This is a genomic window from Novosphingopyxis sp. YJ-S2-01, assembly GCF_016093175.1.
Lineage (GTDB): Bacteria > Pseudomonadota > Alphaproteobacteria > Sphingomonadales > Sphingomonadaceae > Novosphingopyxis > Novosphingopyxis iocasae.
The window spans coordinates 1,209,335-1,231,603 of record NZ_JAEDAI010000001.1 but is presented as its reverse complement, the minus strand read 5'-3'; the positions used below and the strand labels follow the sequence as shown (position 1 = coordinate 1,231,603).

The 22,269-nt window shown below is 65.6% G+C and carries 20 protein-coding genes; 15 read left to right on the top strand and 5 right to left on the bottom strand.

The features are described 5' to 3' along the window. The first annotated feature begins 10 nt into the window (after positions 1–10). The 8 genes from ilvC (at position 11) to I6A82_RS05900 (ending at position 8,035) form a co-directional block, all read left to right on the top strand. Entirely contained in the window at positions 11–1,021 is a 1,011-nt protein-coding gene (gene ilvC, locus I6A82_RS05935) for a ketol-acid reductoisomerase (RefSeq protein WP_187335548.1), read from the top strand. A gap of 26 nt (positions 1,022–1,047) precedes the next feature. Then, entirely contained in the window at positions 1,048–2,760 is a 1,713-nt protein-coding gene (gene ilvG, locus I6A82_RS05930; protein WP_198094135.1) for an acetolactate synthase 2 catalytic subunit, read from the top strand. Continuing rightward, positions 2,760–3,041 carry an ACT domain-containing protein gene (locus I6A82_RS05925; protein ID WP_198094134.1) on the top strand — a complete coding sequence of 94 codons (282 nt, stop codon included), beginning with the start codon at positions 2,760–2,762 and terminating at the stop codon, positions 3,039–3,041. The genes ilvG and I6A82_RS05925 overlap by 1 nt, the downstream gene beginning before the upstream one ends. After that, complete coding sequence (locus tag I6A82_RS05920) at positions 3,025–4,599, top strand: 2-isopropylmalate synthase (RefSeq protein ID WP_332310937.1); 1,575 nt, start codon at positions 3,025–3,027, stop codon at positions 4,597–4,599. The genes I6A82_RS05925 and I6A82_RS05920 overlap by 17 nt, the downstream gene beginning before the upstream one ends. Continuing rightward, positions 4,596–6,008, top strand: a complete 1,413-nt coding sequence (gene leuC / locus I6A82_RS05915) for a 3-isopropylmalate dehydratase large subunit (protein WP_198094133.1) — start codon at positions 4,596–4,598, stop codon at positions 6,006–6,008. The genes I6A82_RS05920 and leuC overlap by 4 nt, the downstream gene beginning before the upstream one ends. Then, the gene (leuD, locus tag I6A82_RS05910; protein WP_232343321.1) at positions 6,008–6,586 is read left to right on the top strand and encodes a 3-isopropylmalate dehydratase small subunit; all 579 of its coding nucleotides are present in this window, start codon (positions 6,008–6,010) and stop codon (positions 6,584–6,586) included. Before leuC ends, leuD begins: the two co-directional genes overlap by 1 nt. Continuing rightward, the gene (gene leuB / locus I6A82_RS05905; protein WP_198094132.1) at positions 6,583–7,626 is read left to right on the top strand and encodes a 3-isopropylmalate dehydrogenase; all 1,044 of its coding nucleotides are present in this window, start codon (positions 6,583–6,585) and stop codon (positions 7,624–7,626) included. The genes leuD and leuB overlap by 4 nt, the downstream gene beginning before the upstream one ends. Positions 7,627–7,735: 109 nt before the next feature. Next, positions 7,736–8,035, top strand: coding sequence for a GIY-YIG nuclease family protein (locus tag I6A82_RS05900; RefSeq protein ID WP_198094131.1), 300 nt, complete (start codon positions 7,736–7,738; stop codon positions 8,033–8,035). Positions 8,036–8,137: 102 nt separating this feature from the next. On the opposite strand, the gene I6A82_RS05895 is transcribed toward I6A82_RS05900, so the two are convergent. After that, a complete protein-coding gene (locus tag I6A82_RS05895) occupies positions 8,138–9,106 on the bottom strand; it encodes a zinc transporter ZntB (RefSeq protein ID WP_232343319.1) in 969 nt (322 codons plus the stop codon). Between the two features lie 81 nt (positions 9,107–9,187). Continuing rightward, entirely contained in the window at positions 9,188–10,156 is a 969-nt protein-coding gene (locus I6A82_RS05890; protein ID WP_198094130.1) for a hypothetical protein, read from the bottom strand. 152 nt (positions 10,157–10,308) lie between these two features. Here I6A82_RS05890 and I6A82_RS05885 point away from each other — a divergent pair, with 152 nt between their 5' ends. Both I6A82_RS05885 and I6A82_RS05880 read left to right on the top strand, forming a co-directional pair. Further along, complete coding sequence (locus tag I6A82_RS05885) at positions 10,309–10,938, top strand: TIGR04282 family arsenosugar biosynthesis glycosyltransferase (RefSeq protein WP_198094129.1); 630 nt, start codon at positions 10,309–10,311, stop codon at positions 10,936–10,938. Beyond that, positions 10,923–11,672, top strand: coding sequence for a glycosyltransferase (locus I6A82_RS05880; RefSeq protein ID WP_332310936.1), 750 nt, complete (start codon positions 10,923–10,925; stop codon positions 11,670–11,672). Before I6A82_RS05885 ends, I6A82_RS05880 begins: the two co-directional genes overlap by 16 nt. A 153-nt stretch (positions 11,673–11,825) precedes the next feature. On the opposite strand, the gene I6A82_RS05875 is transcribed toward I6A82_RS05880, so the two are convergent. Next, on the bottom strand, positions 11,826–12,833 hold the full coding sequence (locus I6A82_RS05875) for an SDR family oxidoreductase (RefSeq protein ID WP_198094128.1): 1,008 nt from the start codon (positions 12,831–12,833) through the stop codon (positions 11,826–11,828). Next, positions 12,827–13,885: a methyltransferase domain-containing protein gene (locus tag I6A82_RS05870; protein ID WP_198094127.1), complete on the bottom strand. Its 1,059-nt coding sequence runs from the start codon at positions 13,883–13,885 to the stop codon at positions 12,827–12,829. Before I6A82_RS05870 ends, I6A82_RS05875 begins: the two co-directional genes overlap by 7 nt. Before the next feature lie 128 nt (positions 13,886–14,013). Here I6A82_RS05870 and I6A82_RS05865 point away from each other — a divergent pair, with 128 nt between their 5' ends. From I6A82_RS05865 to I6A82_RS05850, 4 genes are all read left to right on the top strand, one after another. After that, positions 14,014–15,003: a radical SAM protein gene (locus I6A82_RS05865; protein WP_198094126.1), complete on the top strand. Its 990-nt coding sequence runs from the start codon at positions 14,014–14,016 to the stop codon at positions 15,001–15,003. 194 nt (positions 15,004–15,197) lie between these two features. Beyond that, positions 15,198–16,394 carry an acetyl-CoA C-acyltransferase gene (locus tag I6A82_RS05860; protein ID WP_198094125.1) on the top strand — a complete coding sequence of 399 codons (1,197 nt, stop codon included), beginning with the start codon at positions 15,198–15,200 and terminating at the stop codon, positions 16,392–16,394. A 44-nt stretch (positions 16,395–16,438) separates the two neighbouring features. After that, positions 16,439–18,268: a DUF885 domain-containing protein gene (locus I6A82_RS05855; RefSeq protein ID WP_198094124.1), complete on the top strand. Its 1,830-nt coding sequence runs from the start codon at positions 16,439–16,441 to the stop codon at positions 18,266–18,268. Further along, a complete protein-coding gene (locus I6A82_RS05850) occupies positions 18,268–18,633 on the top strand; it encodes a cupin domain-containing protein (protein WP_198094123.1) in 366 nt (121 codons plus the stop codon). Before I6A82_RS05855 ends, I6A82_RS05850 begins: the two co-directional genes overlap by 1 nt. A 13-nt stretch (positions 18,634–18,646) precedes the next feature. Here I6A82_RS05850 and I6A82_RS05845 read toward each other — a convergent pair whose 3' ends face one another. After that, positions 18,647–19,579 (bottom strand): formate/nitrite transporter family protein, encoded by a 933-nt coding sequence (locus I6A82_RS05845; RefSeq protein WP_198094122.1) that lies wholly within the window; start codon positions 19,577–19,579, stop codon positions 18,647–18,649. A gap of 237 nt (positions 19,580–19,816) precedes the next feature. Between I6A82_RS05845 and I6A82_RS05840 the strand changes: the two genes are divergently transcribed. Continuing rightward, on the top strand, positions 19,817–22,267 hold the full coding sequence (locus I6A82_RS05840) for a DUF305 domain-containing protein (protein WP_232343314.1): 2,451 nt from the start codon (positions 19,817–19,819) through the stop codon (positions 22,265–22,267). The last annotated feature ends 2 nt before the right edge of the window (positions 22,268–22,269 follow it).

Genomic DNA, 22,269 nt, shown 5'->3' with positions numbered 1-22,269 from the left:
GCGAAGCATCATGAAGGTCTATTCTGAAAACGACGCCAATCCGGCCGCCGTCAAGGACTCCCCCGTCGCCGTCATCGGCTATGGCAGCCAGGGCCGCGCCCATGCGCTGAACCTGCACGATTCGGGCTGCGACGTGATCGTCGGCCTGCGCGAAGGCAGCAAGACGGCGGAAAAGGCGAAGGCGGACGGCCTCAAGGTCATGACCGTCGCGGAAGCCACCAAGGCCGCCAAGCTGATCGCGCTGCTAACGCCGGACATGAGCCACGAAGCGATCTTCGATGCTGAAATCGCGCCCAATCTGTCGGATGGCGACGCGCTGCTCGTCGCGCACGGTTTCACCGTACTTTACGGCCGCATCAAGCCGGCCGAAGGCATCGACGTCATCATGGTTGCGCCCAAGGGCCCCGGCGATCTCGTTCGCCGCGAATATGAGCGCAAGCGCGGCGTCCCTGCCCTGTTCGCGGTCCATCAGGACGCCAGCGGCAAGGCGCAGGAAAAGGCGCTGGCCTATGCCGCACTGATCGGCGGCGCGACCGCGGGCGTGCTGAAGACGACCTTCAAGGAAGAAACCGAAACCGATCTGTTCGGCGAGCAGGCCGTTCTGTGCGGCGGCGCGACCGAGCTGGTTCTGGCCGGGTACGAAACGCTGGTGAACGCCGGTTATCAGCCGGAAATCGCCTATTATGAGTGCCTGCACGAGCTGAAGCTGATCGTCGATCTGCTCTATGAAGGCGGCCTGGAAAAGATGCACGAGTTCATCAGCGAGACCGCGATCTACGGCGATCTCGTCTCCGGCCCGCGCGTCGTGAACGACGAAACGCGTGCACGCATGAAGGACGTTCTCACCGACATTCAGAACGGCACCTTTGCGCATAACTGGATCCTGGAGAACCAGGCCGGCAAGACGCGCTACAACAAGATGCTGGAAAACGATCTCGCCCATCCGATCGAGGAGACCGGCAAGCAGCTGCGCGCCCTGATGCCGTGGCTGCAGACCGGCTCCAACACGGCCAAGAACTAAGTCCTCCGGAAGCAGGAACCGATCCCATGTCCACCGCTCAAGCCGAAATCGCCGATACCGGCATCGCGCAAGAACCCGCCATCGCCACCCGCACGGGCGCCGAACTGGTGGTCGATACGCTGGAGCGGCTGGGCGTGGAATCGGTGTTCGGCTATCCTGGCGGGGCGATCATGCCCGTTTACGACGCGCTCGCCCGTGGAAACGTCAAACATTACCTCGTCCGGCATGAACAGGCAGCCTCCTTCGCCGCCGATGCGGCGGGGCGCATGTCGGGCCGGGCGGGCGTGTGCATCGCCACCAGCGGGCCGGGTGCGACCAACCTGATCACCGGCATCGCCAATGCGTTCATGGATTCCGTTCCCATGGTCGCGATCACCGGTCAGGTGCCGCAGACGCTGATGGGCACCGACGCCTTTCAGGAAATCGACATCTTCGGCCTGACGCTGCCGATCGTGAAGCACAGCGTCGTCATCCGCCATCCGCAGGACATTCCGGCGGCGCTGGCGGAGGCCTTTGCCATTGCCGAGGGCGGGCGCCCCGGCCCCGTTCTGGTCGATTTGCCCAAGGACGTGCAACAGGCCGTCTGCGGCCAGTGGGACGATCCGATGGAAGGCGACGACCTGCGCCCCTCGCCCAGCCCCGAAAGCCTGGAGCAGGCCGAAAAGCTGATCGCGGGCGCCAGCAAGCCCCTCCTTTATATCGGCGGCGGCGTCGGGCGATCGAACGCGACCGATCTGGTGCGCGAGATTTCCGAGCGGACGGGCATTCCCGCGGTCGCCACGCTGCAGGGCCTGGGCGTTCTGCCCGCCGAGCATCCGAATTTCGTCGGCATGCTGGGCATGCATGGCGGCAAGGCGGCCAATATGGCGGTGCAGGAATCGGACTTGCTGATCGTGATCGGCGCGCGCTTCGATGACCGTGCGACTGGCAATCTGGCGAGCTTCGCGCCCAATGCTTCCGTCGTCCATATCGACACCGATGCCGCCGAGTTCGGCAAACTGCGCCACGCCCATTCCACCATGTGCGGCGATCTGAAGCGCTGCCTGCGCACCATCGAATTCACGCCCGGCGACATTTCCGAATGGCAGGCCGAAACGCGCCGCCTGAAGGAAGAGCACGCCCCGCGCTACGATGCGCCCGGCAACGGCGTGTTCGCGCCGGAGCTTCTGAAAAAACTGTCCGAGCGCGCGGGCGACGATTTCGTTGCTGCCTGCGATGTCGGCCAGCACCAGATGTGGGTGGCACAGCATTGTCGCTTCTCCCGCCCGCAGGCGCATCTGACCAGCGGGGGCCTGGGCGCCATGGGCTACGGCCTGCCCGCCGCCATCGGTGCCAAGGTCGCCGAACCGGACGCCACCGTCGTGTGCGTTTCAGGCGACGGCAGCTTCATGATGAACGTGCAGGAGCTGGCCACGCTGCGCCGCTACAATATCCCCGTGAAGATCGTGCTTCTGGACAATTCGATGCTGGGCCTGGTCCGGCAGTGGCAGGAGCTGTTCTTCGAGGGCAATTATTCCGAAGTCGATCTCAGCGACAATCCCGATTTCGTGGAAGTCGCCAACGCCTTCGGGATCGAGGCCTTTTCGGTCGATCTCAAGTCCCAGGTGGACGATGCGATCGATCGGCTGCTGGCCGCCAAGGGGCCGATCCTGGCGCATGTCCGGATCGATCCGGAAGAAAATGTCTGGCCGCTGGTGCCGCCGGGCAAGTCCAATGCCGAAATGATGGAGAGCAAGTGATGAGCATTCAGAACATTCGCATCGAATTCGCGTTTGCCGAAGGTGCTCTTCGCCGGCTTCTAGGGGTGATCGAGGCGCGCGGGTGGGCCATCCATTCCATGCAGATGGGCTCCGACGGAGACCGTTCGATCATGACGCTGTCCTTGGGGCCGCGCGACGGCACCCGCAAGATCGAGACGTTGATCCGCCAGGTCAGCCGCGTCTACGGCGTCATTTCCGCGCAGCATATCGACGGCGCGACCAGTTTCATCAGGGAGATTCCCCGTGCCGCAGCAGGATAAGATTTCCGAACCGGAGAGCGATGTAGGAGGCGTACGCCGCATCGCGATTTTCGACACTACCTTGCGCGATGGCGAGCAGGCGCCGGGCTTTTCGATGAGCACCGAGCGCAAGCTCGGCATCGCCCGCGCGCTCGCGGACCTCAATGTGGACGTGATGGAAGCCGGTTTCGCCGCCGCCTCCCCCGGCGATGCCGAGGCGGTGGCCAAGGTGGCCGAGGAGATCGACGGCCCCGTGATCTGCTCGCTCGCGCGCACCCGCGACGGCGATATCGAAGCAGCCCACCGCGCGCTGGAGAAATCCTCCAACAATCGCCTGCATCTGTTCATCGGGACGAGCCCGCTTCACCGCGAGGCGAAGCTGCGCATGGACCGCGATCAGGTGCTGAAGGAAATCGAACGCTCCATCGGCGTAGCGCGCGGCAAGTTCGGCCAGATCGAATTTTCTGCCGAGGACGCAATCCGTACCGAGCGCGACTTTCTGATCGAGGCGCTGCAGGTCGCCGCCGATGCGGGCGCGGACGTGCTGAACGTGCCCGACACGGTGGGCTACACATCGCCGGAAGAGATGTACGAGCTGTTCCGCGATCTCAGCGCCCATGTGAAGCGCCGCGATCATGTGATCTTTTCCACCCACTGCCATGACGATCTGGGCATGGCCGTCGCCAACAGCCTGGCCGCCATCCGCGGCGGTGCGGGACAGATCGAATGTTCGATCAACGGCATCGGCGAGCGGGCGGGCAACTGCGCGCTGGAAGAGGTGGTGATGGCGCTGAAGACCCGCGCCGATCATTACCGCGCCGATACCGGCATCCGCACGCAAGGGCTCTACGCCGCTTCCGGCCTGCTGGCCGAGAGCACCGGCAACGCGCCGCCGCGCAACAAGGCGGTGGTGGGCCGCAACGCTTTTGCCCATGAAGCGGGCATTCACCAGCACGGCATGCTGGCCAACCGGCAGACCTATGAGATCATGGAACCGTCCGACGTCGGCATGCCCTCCACCCTGGTGCTGGGCAAACATTCGGGCAAGCACGCGCTGCGATCCCGCCTGGAAGCACTGGGCTATGATATCGGCGACAACCGGATGGAAACGCTGTTCGCGGACTTCAAGACCCTCGCCGATTCCAAGCGCGAGGTGACCGATAACGATCTGGTCGCCATGATCGAGGGCGAGGATGTGGCGAACGTCTGGCATCTGGTGCGTGCCGAACTGCGCACCGGCACCAAGGCGACGGCGAACCCCACCGCCAAGCTGGTGGTCGATCACCGGACGCGCGGACGCCTCAGCGCCATCGGCCACGGCACCGGCCCGTTCGAGGCGCTGTCCGATGCCTTCTGCATCGTCGCCGAGGTGGAGGGCACGCTGGACAGCATCGACGCGCACCAGCTGGCGCGCGAGATGGATATCGAGGTCGGCCTGACCGTCGAGGGGCAGAAGATCCTCGGCCGCAGCCAGAACACCGACGTCATCGTCGCCGCCGCCGAAGCGCTGCTCGCCGCGTTCAACAATTATGCGCGCAAGACCGCGAAAGAGGCCGAAGCTGCAGAGGCTGCGGCATGACCGCCCGGAGCCTGTTCGACAAATTATGGGATCGCCATGTCGTCGTGCCCGAAAGCGCGGACGCGCCGGCGGTGCTGTATATCGATCTGCATCTGATCCATGAAGTGACGAGCCCGCAGGCCTTTTCGGAGCTGGAACGGCGCGGCCTTCCCGTGCGCCGTCCGGACCGGACCAAGGCGACGCTCGATCATTCGACGCCCACGCTTCCCGCCGGGGCGGACGGCAAACTGCCTTACGCCACCCAGCAGGCCGAGGCGCAGGTCGCGCGCCTCATCGCCAACACCGACAAGCACGACATCGAGCTGTACGGCCTAGGCGATCCGCGCCGTGGCATCGTGCACGTCATCGGCCCGGAGCTGGGGCTGACCCAGCCTGGCAAGACCATCGTGTGCGGGGACAGCCACACCAGCACGCACGGTGCTTTCGGTGCGCTGGCCTTTGGCATCGGCACCACCGAAGTCGGCCATGTGCTGGCGACGCAGTGCCTGTTGCAGCGCAAGCCCAAATCGATGCGCGTCACGGTGGACGGGGTGCTGCCGCCGGGCAGCAGCGCCAAGGACATGGCGCTCGCCATCATCGCCGCGGTCGGCGCGGACGGCGGCCAGGGCTATGCCGTGGAATTCGCAGGCAGCGCGGTGCGCGCGCTCTCGATGGAAGGGCGCATGACCCTGTGCAACATGGCGATCGAAGCAGGCGCGCGCGTCGGGCTGGTCGCGCCGGACGACACCACCTTTGCCTGGCTGGAGGGGCGCGAGCGAGTGCCCGCGGATTGGGACGCCGCGGTGGCCGACTGGCGCACGCTTGCCAGCGATGCGGAAGCGTGGTTCGACAAGGAAGTGTCGCTGGACGGCGCGGCGATCCAGCCGATGATCACCTTCGGCGTGTCCCCCGATGCCGCCGCCGCCGTCTCCGGCACCTTGCCCGGCACGGACAGCGAGGGCGCGCGCCATGCGAACGACTATATGCGCTTTGCCGAAGACCAGCCCTTCACCGCGCAAGGCGTGGACCGCGTGTTCATCGGCAGCTGCACCAATTCGCGTCTGGAAGATTTGCGCGCCGCCGCCGCCGTGATGCGCGGGCGCAAGGTGGCGGACGGCGTCGTCGCCCTCGTTGTCCCCGGCTCCGAAGCGGTACGCCGCGATGCCGAGGCGGAGGGGCTGCACCAAGTCTTCACCGCCGCCGGGGCCGAATGGCGCGAGCCGGGCTGTTCGATGTGCATCGCCATGAACGGCGACAAGGGCGCGCCGGGCGAGCTCGTCGTCTCCACGTCGAACCGCAATTTCATCGGCCGTCAGGGCAAGGGCGTGCGCACCGTGCTCGCCAGCCCCGCCACCGCCGCGGCCAGCGCCGTCGCGGGCCATATCGCGGACCCGCGCGAATATCCCGCGCTAGAACAGGAGATCGCCTGATGTTCGAACCGTTCCAGCGCCTCAAGAGCGGCACCGTGGTGCTGCGGCAGGCCAATATCGATACTGATCAGATCATCCCCGCGCGTTTCCTCACGACGACGAGCCGCGAGGGGCTGGGCGAGAACGCCTTTTACGACTGGCGTTACGACGATGCCGGTGCCCCGCGCGAGGACAGCCCGCTCGACGGGCCGGAGCATGAAGGCCACGCCATCCTGGTCGCCGGCCCCAATTTCGGCTGCGGGTCGAGCCGCGAGCACGCACCCTGGGCTTTGTCCGATTTCGGTTTCCGCGCCGTCGTCAGCTCCGACATCGCCGATATCTTCAAGAGCAACGCGCTGAAAAACGGCCTGCTGCCCGTGGAGATCGACGCCGAAACCCACGCCAAGCTGCTCGACCGGCCGGGCCGCGAGGTCACCATCGATCTGGAACAGGGCCTCCTGACCAGCGGCAACGATATCGAGGCGCGCTTCACGGTGGAGCCGTTCGCGCGCCAGTGCCTGCTCGAAGGAAACGACCCGCTCGGCTATCTCACCGACCGGATGGACGCCATCACCGCTTATGAGGACGCCCGCGCATGAGCCGTAAAATTGTCTGCCTGCCCGGTGACGGCATCGGCCCCGAGGTGCTGGACGGCGCGCGCACAGTGCTGGAAGCCGCGGATGAACGCTTCGGCCTCGACCTCAGCTTCGAATCCCACGATTTCGGCGGCATAGCCATCGACCAGCATGGCGATCCCTTCCCCGAGGCGACCCGCGCCGCCTGCGAAGGCGCGGACGCGGTGCTGCTCGGCGCGGTCGGCGGCCCTCAATGGGAGGGCGGCGAGGTGCGTCCCGAACAGGGCCTGCTGGCCCTGCGCAAGACGCTCGGCACCTTTGCAAACCTCAGGCCCATCACCCTGTTCGAGGGGCTGGAACATCTCTCCCCGCTGAAGGAAGACCGCGCGGCAGGCATCGATCTCTTGATCGTGCGCGAGCTGACCGGCGGCATCTATTTCGGCAAGCGCCAGGAAGGCGAGACGCACGCCACCGATGAATGCGCCTACAGCGCCGAAGAAGTCGAGCGCGTCGCGCGCATCGCCTTCAAGGCGGCGCAGGGCCGCTCGGGCCGCCTGACTTCGGTCGACAAGGCGAATGTGCTCGCCTCCAGCCGCCTGTGGCGCCGCGTCGTCGTGCGGATGCAGGCCGAGGAATTCCCGGACGTCACGCTCGATCACATGCTGGTCGACGCGATGGCGATGAAGCTGATCGAAGCGCCCGCCTGGTTCGACGTGATCCTGACCGAGAATATGTTCGGCGACATCCTGTCGGACGAAGCCTCGGTTCTGGCAGGCTCGATCGGCCTCGCCCCCAGTGCGTCGCTGGGCGATGGCGTCGGCATTTACGAACCCATCCACGGCAGCGCGCCGGACATCGCCAGGCAAGGCAAGGCCAACCCCCTCGGCATGATCCTGAGCGCCGCGATGATGCTGCGCCACTCGCTGGACGCGGCCGAAGCGGCGGACGCGATCGAGGCCGCGGTACAAGCGCATCTGGCCAGCGGCGCACGCACCGCGGATTTGGGCGGAACGGCTGCTACGCGCGAAACGGCGGAAGCGGTGGCGGAGCGGCTGGGCGAATAAAAAGCTGGGCCCCGGATCAAGTCCGGGGCGACGCGGATTTCAGAGCTGTTCTCTCCTGCCACGTCACCCCGGGCTTGACCCGGGGTCCAGCTTCCTTCTTCTTCGACCTATGGATCGGGAACAACGCGGCGGCTGGGTCTACATCATGGCCAATCGGTATCGCGGATCGATCTATGTCGGCGTCACTTCCGATCTCGCGCGCCGCATCTATCAGCACCGCACCGGCCATGGCTCCGATCATTGCCGCGATTATGGTCTGAACCGCCTCGTCTGGGCGGAGCGGGGCGACTCCATCACCGATTGCATCGCGCATGAAAAGCGCTTGAAACGGTGGCAGCGTTCGTGGAAGTTCGCGCTGATCGAAAAGGGCAATCCGGGCTGGCGCGATCTGTCCGATCATCTGATTTGACGGGGCGAAGCTGGCCCCCGGGTCAAGCCCCGGGTGATGGCATGGGGAAGGTCTCCTACTTACTCCCCGTCGCCCCGGACCCGACCCGGGGCGCAGCTCACCTCAGAACCATTTCAGCCACTTGAAGATCGCGATCTGCACGCCGAAGATCCCCAGGCACAGCAGCACCGTGTCCCAGAAGGCATGGGCGCTGTTCACGCCCGGCATGCCGCCGACATTGATGCCCAAGAGGCCGGTGACGAAACCCAACGGCAGGAAGATCGCGGCAACCAGCGACAGGACGTAGTTCGTGCGGTTCGATTGCGCATTGGCGCGGGCGTTCAGATCGTCCTGCAGCACGAGCGCGCTTTCCTTCGATACGTCAATATCCTCCAGATAGCGCGACAGCCGGTCGATCGTGTCGCGCAGATCGCGGCGGTTCTGCTTGTTGAGCCACGGCACGGCGGCGCGGCCGATGTCGCGCAGCGCCTCGCGCTGGGGGGACATATGGCGCTTCAGCGACAGGCAGTTGCGGCGAATGTCGGTGATCTGGTCCTGGATATCGTCCGGCTCGTAATCGTCCTCATGCTCCTCCAGATCGTCGATCACGGCGTTCATATCGACGATCGAGCTGCCCATCTTGGCCACCATCGTCTCGGCCAGCTCCACCACCAGATCGCCCGCCGAACGCGGGCCGTGCCGCCGGTCGATATCGGCCAGCACCTCGCGCGGGGAATGGAGCGGGCGGCGGCGCAGCGTGATGACGCGGCAATGATCGGCCAGCATCTGCATGGAGATCATGTCCTCCGGCTCCGCGCCGGGGTTGAAGTTGATGCCGCGCAGGATGGTGATAAGCCATTCGTCCTCGCGAAAGGCGCGCGGGCGGGTCTCCTCCAGCGTCAGCGCCTCGACGGTGCTTTCGGGCACGCCGAGCGTTTCGTGCAGCCAGTCGAACACCTCGTCATGCGCGCGGTCGCAATGCACCCACAGCACTTCGCCCTTCGCGGCGGGCTGCCAGCACCGCGCCTCATCCCAGTCGATCGGCCGCCCGCCACCCTTGCCGTCGAGCACGCGCCCGAAAATGAGCGGCATCGGGGCGGGTTCTTCTTTGTTGTCCTGCATCGGCGCAGGATTATGGGGAAATGGGGGCCAGGGCAATTGCGCGGGCTTGCGTCAACTCCCGATAAAGGCGTGACACCAACGGTCGGCCTCGCGAAGGGTCGCGCCATGAATACGGTCCACCTCCTGATCGTTGGTCGCTCGGTGTTCCGCCGAAAAGAACAGTTGCTGATCTTTGGAATGCCGCTGACTGCTCGCCTCGATGCGCTGGATCAATCGCCGGTCATTTAGGTCAAGCTGGAGACAGCGCGCTGCGCGCAGAGCGCATTCTTGCGGATTGTCTTGCAGTTGAGAAAGGGTGAACCAATGTTCTTCATCCCATGCGTTGCTATTCATGGCAGAGTGGAAAGTCCGTTCCTGGAGGATGTGCACCAGACCGGCCATCCGCGCTATTTGGGCAAGCGGTTCGTCGGTGGACTTGATCGCTTCAACCAGCGCAGCCTGATCCTCTTCGGAAATGCACAAATGCGCTGCAGCACGCGCGGTATAGGCCATCCGGTCGCGTCCGCCACGCAGCACGGCACGCATGAAGTGATAGCGATCGATCGATACGAAAATTGCAAGGTTGCGCTCGTCCGGATCGCACAGCATCCCAACCAGATTGTTTATCCAGTTGGATGGTTTAACGACCAAAGTCTCGGTGGTTGAGCCGGACAAAAGGGCGGCCTCGATGTTATGAAGCATGGCCCGCCAGGATGGATGTTCCACGGTCGCACGCATGGCTTCGGACGCATCGACCAGTGCCTGCGGTTCCTTCAGTACGAGAACATTGCCGGGATCGTCCAGTAGCCGCGCCAATAAAGTGGACCCGCAAAAGGAGGTGTGGAAGATGTACCGTTTGTTCCGAACCGTCGACCCTTCGGCGGCGCGTGGTATCACGGCCCGGCACTCGCGCGTCCAGAAATGTTCGCGGCCATCGAGAAAGGTGGCGTCTCGTAATTTGGCGGGGGACGTCGAAACGAACACGCCTTGCTGCGTGTCAGGGTCGACGCGATGGAGCAGAGTCGCATTGTCCGGTATCATCGCGTCCCATTGGAATACTTCCGGTTTCGAACAACGCAAAAGAGGCGGGCCGCTTTCGAAGTTCGACGAACGCCATTTACTTATTGGACGCCCCGTTTTTATGAATCCGATCTGAACGAAAACGTGACCGATACACTAATGAAGGTTAATTAGTGCCGACGAAGCCATCCGAAAGTAATGCTAAACGTAGCAGTCACAGCGGGACGGGACGGGCCACCGTCCACCTCTTCGCCAAATATCCGGCGCCGGGAAAGGTAAAAACGCGGCTGATCCCGGCGCTGGGCGGGGACGGCGCGGCGGCGCTGCACCGGCGGCTGACCGAGCGGACGGTGGCGGCGATGCGCGCGACGGGCCTTCCCTTTGCGGTGCGCTACAGCGGCGCGAACGAAGCGGCGTTTGCCGAGTGGCTGGGCGCGGATGTGCGGCTGATCGAACAGGGCGATGGCGATCTGGGCGCACGCATGGGCCGGGTGGCAGCACCCGCGGTGCTGCTGGGCGCGGACGTGCCGGACCTGTCGGCCGACTACATCCGCGCGATGGCGACGGCCTTGGAGACCGCGCCCGTGGCGATCGGCCCGGCGGCGGACGGCGGCTATTGGAGCATCGCCCTTGCCCGCGCCCTCCCTTTGCTGTGGGACGCGATGGACTGGGGCACCGACCGCGTGTTGCCCGAGACGCTGCGGCGGCTGGAGGCGGCCGGCATCGAACCCGCTTTGCTGGAGACGCTCGCCGATTGCGACCGGCCCGAAGATCTGGAGCGCTGGCCGTGGCTGAGCGCCTAGAACCGGGCGGCGTAACCGTCCTGATCCCCGCGCTGAACGAGGCCGCCGCGCTGCCCCGACTTGTGGCGGCGCTGGAGCGGCTGGAACCGAAGCCTGCGGAAATTCTCTGCATCGATGGCGGAAGCACCGATGACACGATCGCTATTTCGAAGGCGGCAGGCTGGCGGGTGTTCGGCTGCGAGAAAGGCCGCGCGAAGCAAATCAATTTCGGTGTGGACGAGGCACGCGGCGAACTAGTGGTGGTGCTCCATGCCGACACCATCCCCCCGCCCGACATGGTGGCGGTGGTGGGCGAGACGCTGACGGACCGGCGCACCGCGCTCGCCGGATTCACCCCACTGATCGGCGGAGAGCCGCACGAAAAGACCCGCTGGGTGACGAGCGCGCATAATTGGGCGAAGACCTGGTATGCGCCGCTGCTGTGTCGCCCGCATCTGTTCCTGCGCGGGGTGCGGCTGCTGTTCGGCGACCATGCGATGTTCTTCCGCCGCGCGGACTTTCTCAGCGTCGGCGGCTTCACGCCCGGCGATCAGGTAATGGAAGAGGCGGACCTGTGCATCCGCCTGGCCCGCATCGGCCGCATCCGGCTGGTGCCCCGCTTCATCCACACCTCCGATCGCCGCATCGCCGCCTGGGGGCCATGGAAAGCGAACTGGATCTATTTCAAGGTCGGCATTCTCTGGGCGGTCGGCGCGCGGGCGCGGATGGCGCGGGATTATCCGGATGTGCGGTAGAGGTTGCTTGGTCGCCCTCACCCTTCCCACTCGGCTGCGCCGAGCGGGCCCCTTCCCTCTCCCGGCGGGAGAGGGTGACGCGCGCCAATTCCCTCTCCCATCGGGAGAGGGAGGGAGCCGCGAAGCGGCGGAAGGGTGAGGGTGACTGCCTCCCTAATCCCCCCGCAAGAACCCCTGCGCGATGCAGAACGTGATCTGCCGCCGGAAATAGTCCGCATCCGCCGGCGGCGCATTCAGCCCGGTGAGTGCGCGCAAGTTCGCATCGTCGAACGCGGGGGAGCGCTGGAAATAGCTGGCATAGACCGCCGCCACACGCCCGTAGAGGCGGCGCTCCAGCGGGGGTAGCGCCGCGGGATCGAACGCCGCCGGATCGACCCGCTCGGGCGCGGAGAATTGCGGCCATGCGCCGATGCCGTCGCAGAAATCGCTCACCGGCAACGCGCCGCCGGAACCGAGGTGGAAGATGCCGCCATCGGCTTCCTCCATCCGCTGCGCGATCGCGGCGATACCGGCGGCGACATGGTCGATCGCCACGAAGTCCAGCGTCGCGTCCTCCCGCGCGGGCACATGCCGGATGCGTCCCTCTGCGAACAGCTTGAACGCCTGATAGATGGTATCGAATTGGCGGATGCGGCCCGATGCCGCCTCGCCCAGCACGATCGAGGGGCGCGCGATGGCGTGAACCAGCCCGCTGCCGCGCACCAGCGCCTCCGCGGCGGCCTTGCTCGCCTCATAGCCATTGGCGAAATCGGCATCCGCGCGCACCGGCTCCTCGGCCACCGGCCCGTCAGTGCGCCCGCACACATAGGCGGTGGAAACGTAGAGGAACGCCGCGCCGAGACCCCGCGCCAGCTCCAGCGCGTGGGCGGTCCCCTCCACATTCACCGCGGCATAATCCGCGTCCGAGAGATCGAAGCGCAGGCTGGCGGCGGAGTGGATAACGACATCGATCGCGCCCGGTGCCGCCGGATCGATCCCGCAAAAGGCTTGCGTGATATCTCCCTTGTGCGCCGCCGCTAGGGCGACCTGAGCGCCGTCATTGCCGCGCACGTCCGGGTTGCGATGGACGAGCGCGTGGACGCGGTGCCCGGCCTTTGCCAGACGCGCGCAAACCTCGCCGCCGATCAGCCCGGCGGCGCCCGTGACGAGGATGTTCAGCAACAGCCGGAACTTTCCGCCGAAACGGTGACATCCGCGGCGCCGGCAAACGGGCTATTGGTGCCACAGCCGGGAAACACGCCGAAGTGGCGGCTGAAATCGCCGAAAAATTCGAAATGTTCGGCCAGCCGTGTTTCCGCCAGCATCTTCCACGTGTTGCCGCACACCGCGAACATGCGGCCCGCCTCGATATGGTGGTGCTCGTCCAGATCGAACGCGCGCTCGGCCCCTGCGATCGTGCCCTTGTAGCGCACGGCCTGGCCGTAATCCTCACATTGCGGCTCCAGCCCGTCCAGCTTGAACAGGCGGAAGGTGGCGCTGTGGAAGGCTATGCCCTCCAGCTTCGCCGCAGCTTCGGCGTCGTTGATGCCGAGCGGCCTGTCGGTGACGAGGCGCGGATCGGCAAAGCCCGCCTCCTTCGCCAGCCGGTCGAAATCGCCCCAATACAGCGCCCCGGACAGGCATTCGCCGTGCAGCACCGGATCGTTCAGCAGATGTGCGGGCACGCGGCGGTCCGCATACACATCCGAGAAATACAACTCGCCGCCCGGCTTCAGAAGCTTGTGCGCGGCGGCGAAGACCGCGGCCTTGTCCGCAACCAGATTGATGACGCAGTTCGATACGATGACGTCGAAGCTGGCTTCCTCCAGCCCCAGCTGATCGAGCTTTTCGATATCGCCTTCGACGAAGCGGACGTTGCTCTTGGCATAGCCGAAGCGTTCGCGGTGCCATTCGAGATGGTCGTTGGCGACGGCGAGCTGTTCCGGCGTCGCGTCCACGCCGGTCACGCTGCCTTTTTCACCCACGAGCTGCGCCAGAATATAGGCGTCCTGCCCGCTGCCCGAGCCGAGATCGAGGATATGCGCGCCTTCGATCGCTTCCGGCACCACCAGGCCGCAGCCATAATAGCGCGCCTTCACCTCCGGATGCACGGCGGCCAGCGCGGTGCGGATATGCGGGGCGGGTGCCTCTGCCGTGCAGCAGGCGTCGGTGCGCAGGTCCGCGCTGCCGCCGAGCACTTTGCCGTAATAATCGCGGGAGTTTTCCAGATTCATGGGCATCCTTCGTGGGTGGTTTTGCGTAGGCCAATGCTGTTACGCATGCGCCGGATCGGCGGATGCGCGCGGCGTCGCTTCGGCGCCGGCTCATCGCATAGCAAGCTGCGCTTCGATAAGGAAAGTCCATGACCTCCACCAAACGCGCGCGCAACATGCCGACGGGTCCTTCGCCGTTCACCCCCGCAGAGGCCGATGCGCTGGCGCAGGAGAAATTCCGCGATCCGCGCACCACCGCCAAGGGGGAGCCGCGTGCGCATGTCGGGCTGAAGCGGCTGGAGACCCTGTGGTTCAACACGGGATCGCTGTGCAATCTGGCCTGCGCCACCTGCTTCATGGAGAGTAGCCCCACCAACGACGCGCTGGTCTATCTGACGCGCGCAGAGACCGCGCGTTTCATGGACGAAGCGGATGCAGGCTTCGACACGCGCGAAATCGGCTTCACCGGCGGCGAGCCGTTCATGAACCCGGAAATCATGGACATGTTGGAAGACGCGCTGGGCCGCGGATACGATGTGCTGGTGCTGAGCAACGCGATGAAGCCGATGCGGCGGCGCGAGGAGGCGCTGCTGGTGCTAAAGGAACAGCATGGCGACCGGCTCACCATCCGCGTCAGCCTGGATCACTACACGCAGGCCGCGCATGAGGGCGAACGGGGGGCCAATAGCTGGGCGCCCGCGATCGACGGGCTGCAATGGCTGTCGCGCCAAGGTTTTTCCATCGCCGTCGCCGGGCGCCATCTGCCGCACGAAGACGATGCGGCGGCGCGCGCAGGCTATGCCGCCTTGTTCGCGCGGCATGGCATCGCGATCGATGCTGCCGATCCCGCCCGGCTCGTGCTGTTTCCGGAAATGGACGAAACCAAGGACGTGCCGGAAATCACCACCGCCTGCTGGGGCATATTGGACGTTGCGCCGTCCAGCGTGATGTGTTCGTCCAGCCGCATGGTGGTGCGCAAGAAGGGATCGGAGGCCGCAGGCGTCGTCGCCTGTACGCTGCTGCCCTATGACGAAGAGTTCGATCTGGGGACCACGCTGGCGGCGGCCAACCATACCGTATCCTTGAATCACCCGCATTGCGCGCGTTTCTGTGTGCTCGGCGGGGCCAGCTGTTCGTAGCGCGCGCGGGCACAAATTCGCCCTGTCCTACAGGGGGGCTTTGGGTTAGGAATGGGGGATGACACACCGCCCTCCCCCATCGCCCTTTCGGGTGGATATTCAGCCTTTCGGGCTGTGTTCGCGGGGTTCGCACTTTTCCGCTCTGGACAGTGTGAAGCGGTGTGAAGCTCCCCAACAGCGAAAGCCCACAGCCCATGCATGAAGCCGTCATCGTCTCCACCGCCCGCACCCCCATCGGCAAGGCCTATCGCGGCGCCTTCAACGATACCGAAGCGCCGGTTCTGGGCGGCCATGTGATGAAGGCCGCGGTCGAGCGCGCAGGCATCGATCCCGCTACGATCGACGACGTGTTCTGGGGCGTGGGCAACCAGTGGGGCACGCAAGGTGGCAACGCCGCGCGCATGGCCATCTTCGAGGCGGGCCTGCCGATCGAGGTGCCCGGCTTCACGCTGGATCGCAAATGCGGCTCCGGCCTCACCGCCGCCGCGCTCGCCGCCCGCTCGATCATGGCGGGCGATATCGACGTGGCGCTGTCCGGCGGCATGGAGTCGATCAGCCTCACCGTCACCAAGGACGCGCCGCGCTACGTCAACCAGAGCGTGATCGAAAAGCAGCCCCACGCCTACATGCCGATGATCGAGACCGCGGAGATCGTCGCCGAGCGCTACGGCATCAGCCGCGAGGCCCAAGACGAATATGGCGCGATGAGCCAGCAGCGCGCCGTTGCCGCCACCGAAGCCGGCCGCCTTGGCGAAGAGATCGTGCCCATCACCACCACCAAGAAGCTCTACAACAAGGACGGCAGCGAGGCGGGCAGTGAAGAGGTGACGCTCTCCCGGGACGAGGGCCTGCGCCCCGGCACCACGGCGGACGCGCTGTCCGGCCTCAAGACCGTCTGGAAGGGCGGCGAGGTGATCGAGGAAGGCACCAACATCACCGCGGGCAATGCCAGCCAGCTCTCCGACGGCGCCGCCGCGCAGATCCTGATGAGCCGCGAGCGCGCCGAGGCGGAAGGCCGTGAAATTCTCGGCATCTACCGCGGCTTCCAGTCGGCGGGTTGCAAGCCGGAGGAGATGGGCATCGGTCCGGTGTTCGCGGTACCCAAGCTGCTGGACCGCGCAGGCCTGAAGGTCTCCGACATCGGGCTGTGGGAGCTGAACGAGGCGTTCGCCAGCCAGTGCCTCTACTGCCGCGACGAGCTGGGCATCGATCCCGACATCTACAACGTCAATGGCGGCGCGATCGCCATCGGCCACCCCTTTGGCATGACGGGCGCGCGGCTGATCGGCGCGGCGCTGCTCGAAGGGCGGCGGCGCGGCGTGCGCCATGTGGTCGTCACCATGTGCACCGCGGGCGGCATGGGCGCGGCCGGGCTGTTCGAACTGCCCTAAGCCGCCGCATCCGCCAGCCCCCGATCCGAACCGAAAGCCCCGACATGAAGCCCATCGCCGCGCTCACCGCCCTCCTCCTCGCAGGCTGCGCCACCACGCCGCCCTTGACCACCGCCGCGAGCGCCCCGCCCGCCGCGGAGCCCGCGGCCGAGGCCAGCGAGGATGCGCGGCTCAACGCGTTCCTGGACGCCGCGTTCGACGAGGCGGTGGCGATGAGCCCGCAGGCGATGACCAGCCTCGGCCTCAAGACGGACTACGACAAGCTGGACGACAACACGCCTGCCGCCGAAGCGCGCGCGCTGGAGCTGGAACAGCGTCAGCTGGCCGCAATGCGCGCGCAGTTCGATCCGGCGAAGCTTGGCCCCACCGCGCGGCTCAGCTACCGCCTGTTCGAGGAGAAGGTGGCGACCGACGAAAAGCAGTACGCTTATCGCGACTATGGCTTCCCGGTCTCGACGAACGGCAGCCCGGCAGGCGAGATCCCGGTGTTCCTTATCAACCAGCACCGCATCGATACGGTGCAGGATGCCGAGGACTATATCGCCCGGCTGCGCGATACCAAGCGCGTGATGGAGGAGACCGCGGCGACCATGCGGCGGCAGGCGGCGATGGGCATCGTGCCGCCCGAGATGGTGTTCGAACCCGCGCGGGCGGATGCCAAGCTGGTGCTCACCGGCGCGCCCTTCACCGACGGCGAAGACAGCAGCCTGCTCGCCGACTTCAAGGAGAAGGTCGGCAAGCTGGACGCGCCCCAGGCCGAGAAGGACCGGCTGATCGCAGAAGCGAAGACGGCGATGACCGGACCGTATCGCGAAGGCTATGACATCCTGCTCACCACGCTCGACGCCATCGAGCCGCAAGCGAAGGGCAATGACGGGGCGTGGAGCCTGCCCAATGGCGAGGCCTATTACGACGCCCGGCTGAACTTCTACACTACCACCGATCTCACCGCCGACCAGATCCACCAGATCGGCCTGAACCAGGTCGCCGCGATCCGCGCCGAGATGGAGGCCGTGAAGCAGGAGATCGGTTACAAGGGCACGCTGGAGCAGTTCTTCGAGGCACTGCGCAACGATCCGAAGTATCAGTACTCCAACGATGCGGCGGGCCGGGAGGCCTATCTGGACGATGCGCGCGCCGCGATTGCGCGGATCATGGCGGTGGCTCCGATATGGTTCGAGCGGCTGCCCAAGGCGCCGCTGGAGGTGCGCGCGGTGGAGCCGTTCCGGGAGGAGACCGCATCGGTCGCTTTCTACAACCGTCCCGCGCCCGATGGGTCGCGGCCCGGCATCTTCTACGTCAATCTGGCGGACATGACGCAGGTGCAGAAGCCGCAGGTGGAGGCCATCGCGTTCCACGAAGGCGCGCCCGGCCACCACTTCCAGATCGCACTGGCGCAGGAGCTGCCCGATCTGCCCAAGTTCCGCCGCTTCGGCTATTACGGTGCTTATACCGAAGGCTGGGGGCTCTATTCCGAGCGGCTGGCGGCGGAGATGGGCGGCTATGACGACCCGCTCGCCCGCTTCGGCATGCTGAGCCTGCAGATGTGGCGGGCGATCCGCCTCGTCACCGATACGGGCCTGCACGCCAAGCGCTGGAGCCGCCAGAAGGCGATCGACTACTTCACCGCCAACGCCCCGCTATCGAAGCGCGACATCGAGAAGGAGGTGAACCGCTACATCAACAATCCAGGCCAGGCGACGAGCTACATGATCGGCCAGCTCAAGATCGCCGAATTGCGCGCACGGGCCGAAGAAGCGCTGGGCGACAAGTTCGACATCCGGGCGTTTCACGAGGTGATCCTGGGCCAGGGCGCGCTGCCGCTCGACGTGCTCGAGGAGCAAGTGGACGCCTATATCGCGGCCAACCGCTGATGTGGGCGCCGACCGATATCGAAGCCGCCTTCGCGGACGTGACCGAGCACTGGTCCCCCAAAGTGATCGGCCGGGTGAACGATCAGCTGCTCAAGGTCGCAAAGCTGAAAGGCGAGTTCGTCTGGCACGACCATGCGGGCGAGGATGAGCTGTTCTGGATCGTAAAGGGTCGCCTGCGCATCGAGTTCGAGGACGGCGCGGCGGAGATCGGCGAGGGCCAGTTCCTCACGATCCCGCGCGGCGTGCGCCATAATCCGGTGGCCGAGGAAGAGTGCTGGGTGCTCCTGATCGAGCCTGCCAGCACCCGACATACCGGCGAAGAGGTGACGGAACGCACCCGCTCGCTGGAGGAGCAGATGCGCTAGGGCCCGCCAGACATCAGTCCTCGCGCCCGTTCTCGATCTCCGGGCTCACCTGCGCGTGGGCGAGCAGCGCGAAGATCAGCGTCCCGCCGATGATGTTGCCGAGCAGCGCAGGCAAGATGAAGCCGAAGATGGCGAAGCCGACGCTGGCGTTGCCGGTTACCACCAGCAGCCACGCCTCGCCCGATCCGGCTACGACATGGGCGAAGTTGCCGAGGCCGACGAAATAGGTGAAGAAAAGGATGATCCAGAACTCCTGCCCCCGCCCCACTGGCAGCGACCAGGCAACGGCAGCGAGCAGGAAGCCTGCCGGAATGCCGCCGAGAACGGTCTCGAACGGCGTATGGGTCAGGATAGGCCGCGACACTGCGATCATGCCCTCAAGATGGCTCTCCCAGCCCACCAGATGATTGCCGACGAGGAGCATGATGAACAGCGTACCGAGCATGTTGGCGATGAACACAATGCCCCACAGCCGGCCGAGCCGCAGCAGGTTGGACAGCGTCGGGCTGGTGGCGACGGGGATGGTGGCGGATAGCGTGCTCTCGGTAAACAGCTGCATGCGGCCCATGATCACGATCAGGAAGCCGACGGTGTATCCAAAGCTCGCGATGATCGGCCGCCAAGGCGTGTCCGGCAGCGCTGACTCCAGCATGCCCTCGCCCAGGACGGAGGACGCGATGGCGATGCCTGCTGCGATGCCGGACCAGAACAGCGACAGCGCCGGACGGCGCAGCTCGTCATGGCCCTGCCGCCGGATGACCTCATGCACCACATAGCTATCGACCGATGCGCGCTTCCTGACCTGAAGCCCCTCTTCGCGGCTCAGATCGACATCGTCATCGGGATCCTCAAGCCGCTCTTCCTGCGCCTGCGCGTCTTCCTGTCCGCGCCGCACGCAGTCATGCGTAGGGTTGGGCTGATCCTGATTGTCGTCTTCGGAGTTCATCAAACGCCTTCATCGGCGCTGGCCCGGCACGGGGCAAGCGCTTTGGGTGAACGCGGCGGGACGCACCGCGGGGGGATTGGAAATGGGGAAAATACGAACCCGTTGCAGTTCAGGACGCACCAGATGGCGCTGCGGTTCCCGGATCGAGGTGCCGCCGCCGGCCGCCGAGCCTTCGCGCTTCCCCTTTGGCTGCGCCGCGTGCTAGCCGATAGGCGAGGATGACAGGTGGAGAGTTCGATGTCCCGTAAATACCGTAGCCAAATGCGCATGCTGCCGCTGACCCTTTCGCTGGCCATGCTGCTGACCGCCGGTGCCGCCAGTGCGCAGCAGGTGCCGATCGTACAGCCCGGCGCGCCCGGCCAGCAGAGCCGCGAGCTGAGTTCCGAGGAGGCGGTAAAGATCGCCGACACGCGTTTCTCTCCCGCCGACGTCGCCTTCATGCAGGGCATGATCCAGCATCACTATCAGGCAGTGCAGATGGCGGCGCTGGTCAAGGACCGAACCAACAACCCGAAGATGCTCGATGTCGCCAAGCGCATCGACGCCTCGCAGGCGGACGAGATCCGCTTCATGCAGGACTGGCTGCGCGATCGCGGACAGACCGTGCCCGATCCCGCCGCGCATGCCGCGATGGGACACGATATGGGCGCCATTCAGGGCCATGCGATGATGGCCGGGATGGCAACGCCGCAGCAGATGGCCGAGCTGGCTTCTCTTAAAGGTCCCGCGTTCGACAAGAAGTTCCTGGAACTGATGATCGCGCATCATGACGGCGCGCTGACCATGGTCGAGGATCTGCTCGATCAGCCCGGATCGGCCTATGATCCGGTGCTGTACGAGTTCACCAGCGATGTGACGAACGAACAGAAATCCGAGATCGAGCGGATGACCGCGCTGTTCACGCAGCTTTCGGACGATCCGCGCTCCACACTGGCCGCCGGTTTCCGCGACGCGGGCGAAAAGGCCGAGGGGCTGAGCCTGGTGGCGACACTCCCGAAGCCGAGCGGCTTTTTCGACGTCAACAATCCCGCCGGTCTGCCGCCCAAGAAGCCGGCGAAACCCGGCGAAGAAGCACAGGCCAGCGACGGCGAACCTGTCGAGGGTGATTTCGGTGAGCGTTCTCCGCTGCTCAGCTTCGCGAATACCGACATGGCGTTCTCGGGCGATCTCCTCGCGCTCGGCAATTATCACGGCATGAACCTCTATCGGCTCGGCCAGAACGGGATGCCGAAGCTGCTGAGCTCGGTCGTCTGCCCCGGCGGCCAAGGCGACGTTTCCATCGTCGGCGACATCCTGATCATGTCGGTCGAACAAACGCGCGGCCGCATCGATTGCGGACTGCAGGGGGTGAGCGAGGATGTGAGCCCCGAGCGCTTCAGGGGCCTGCGCATCTTCAACATCGCCGATCCGCGCCGCCCCGTTCAGGTTGGCCAGGTGCAGACGTGCCGGGGATCGCACACCCATTCGGTGGTGGCCGAGGACGACAAGTCGATCATCGTTTATAACAGCGGCACCGCGGGCGTCCGCGATGGCGAGGAGCTGGAAGGCTGCGTCGGCGATGTACCGGGCGATGCGCGCACCGCGCTGTTCCGCATCGACGTGGTGGAAATCCCCCTCGCCGATCCGTCGCAATCGCGCATCATCGACAGCCCCGCCGTCTTCACCGATCAGGACAGCGGACAGATTGCCGGGCTATGGCTCGGCGGCGACCATGGCGAGGGTACGCAGGACACGCGTCGGACCGATCAGTGCCACGACATTACCGTTTTCCCGGCCAAGGGCATCGCGGCGGGCGCCTGCTCGGGCAATGGCGTGATCTTCGACATCTCCAATCCGCGCAAGCCCAAGCGCATCGATGCGGTGACGGACAAGGGCTTTGCCTATTGGCACTCTGCCACCTTCAACAATGACGGTACCAAGGTGCTCTACACCGACGAATGGGGCGGCGGCGCGCGCCCGCGGTGCCGCGCGCAGGACCCGCGCGAATATGGCGCGGACGCGATCTACGATATTGTCGATGGCGAGCTGGTGTATCGCAGCCACTACAAGCTGCCGGCCGCGCAAAGCGAGATGGAAAACTGCGTCGCGCATAACGGCGCGATCATCCCGGTGCCGGGCCGCGATATCTTCGTGCAGGCATGGTATCAGGGCGGCATTTCGGTAATCGACTTCACCGACAGCGCCAACCCGCGCGAGATCGCCTATTTCGACCGCGGCCCGATCGATCCCAAGCACCTCATCTTGGGCGGCTACTGGTCGGTCTACTATTACGACGGCAAGATCTACGGTTCGGAGATTGCGCGCGGCCTAGACGTGCTGGAGCTGGAGCCGAGCGCGGACCTGACCGCGAACGAGATCGCGGCGGCAGCGCTGGCCGATCAGGGCAAGACCTTCAACCCGCAGCAGCAGTTCCCCGTAAAATGGCCCGCCGATCCGGTGATCGCGCTGGCCTATCTGGACCAGCTGAAGCGTGGCGACGCGCTGGACGCTGGGATGGCAGGGCAGCTCGGTACTGCGCTGGATGCGGCACGCGCGCAGCTTGCCGGCGGCGGCACCGACACGGCGCTCGCGGGACGGCTGGATGCGATGGCAAAGGCTTTGCCGCAAGGCAGTGATGCCCCTGCGCAAAAGCGTCTCACGGCCTTATCCGAAACGCTGGAAGGCATCGCGAAGAGGCTTCGCGGGTGAAG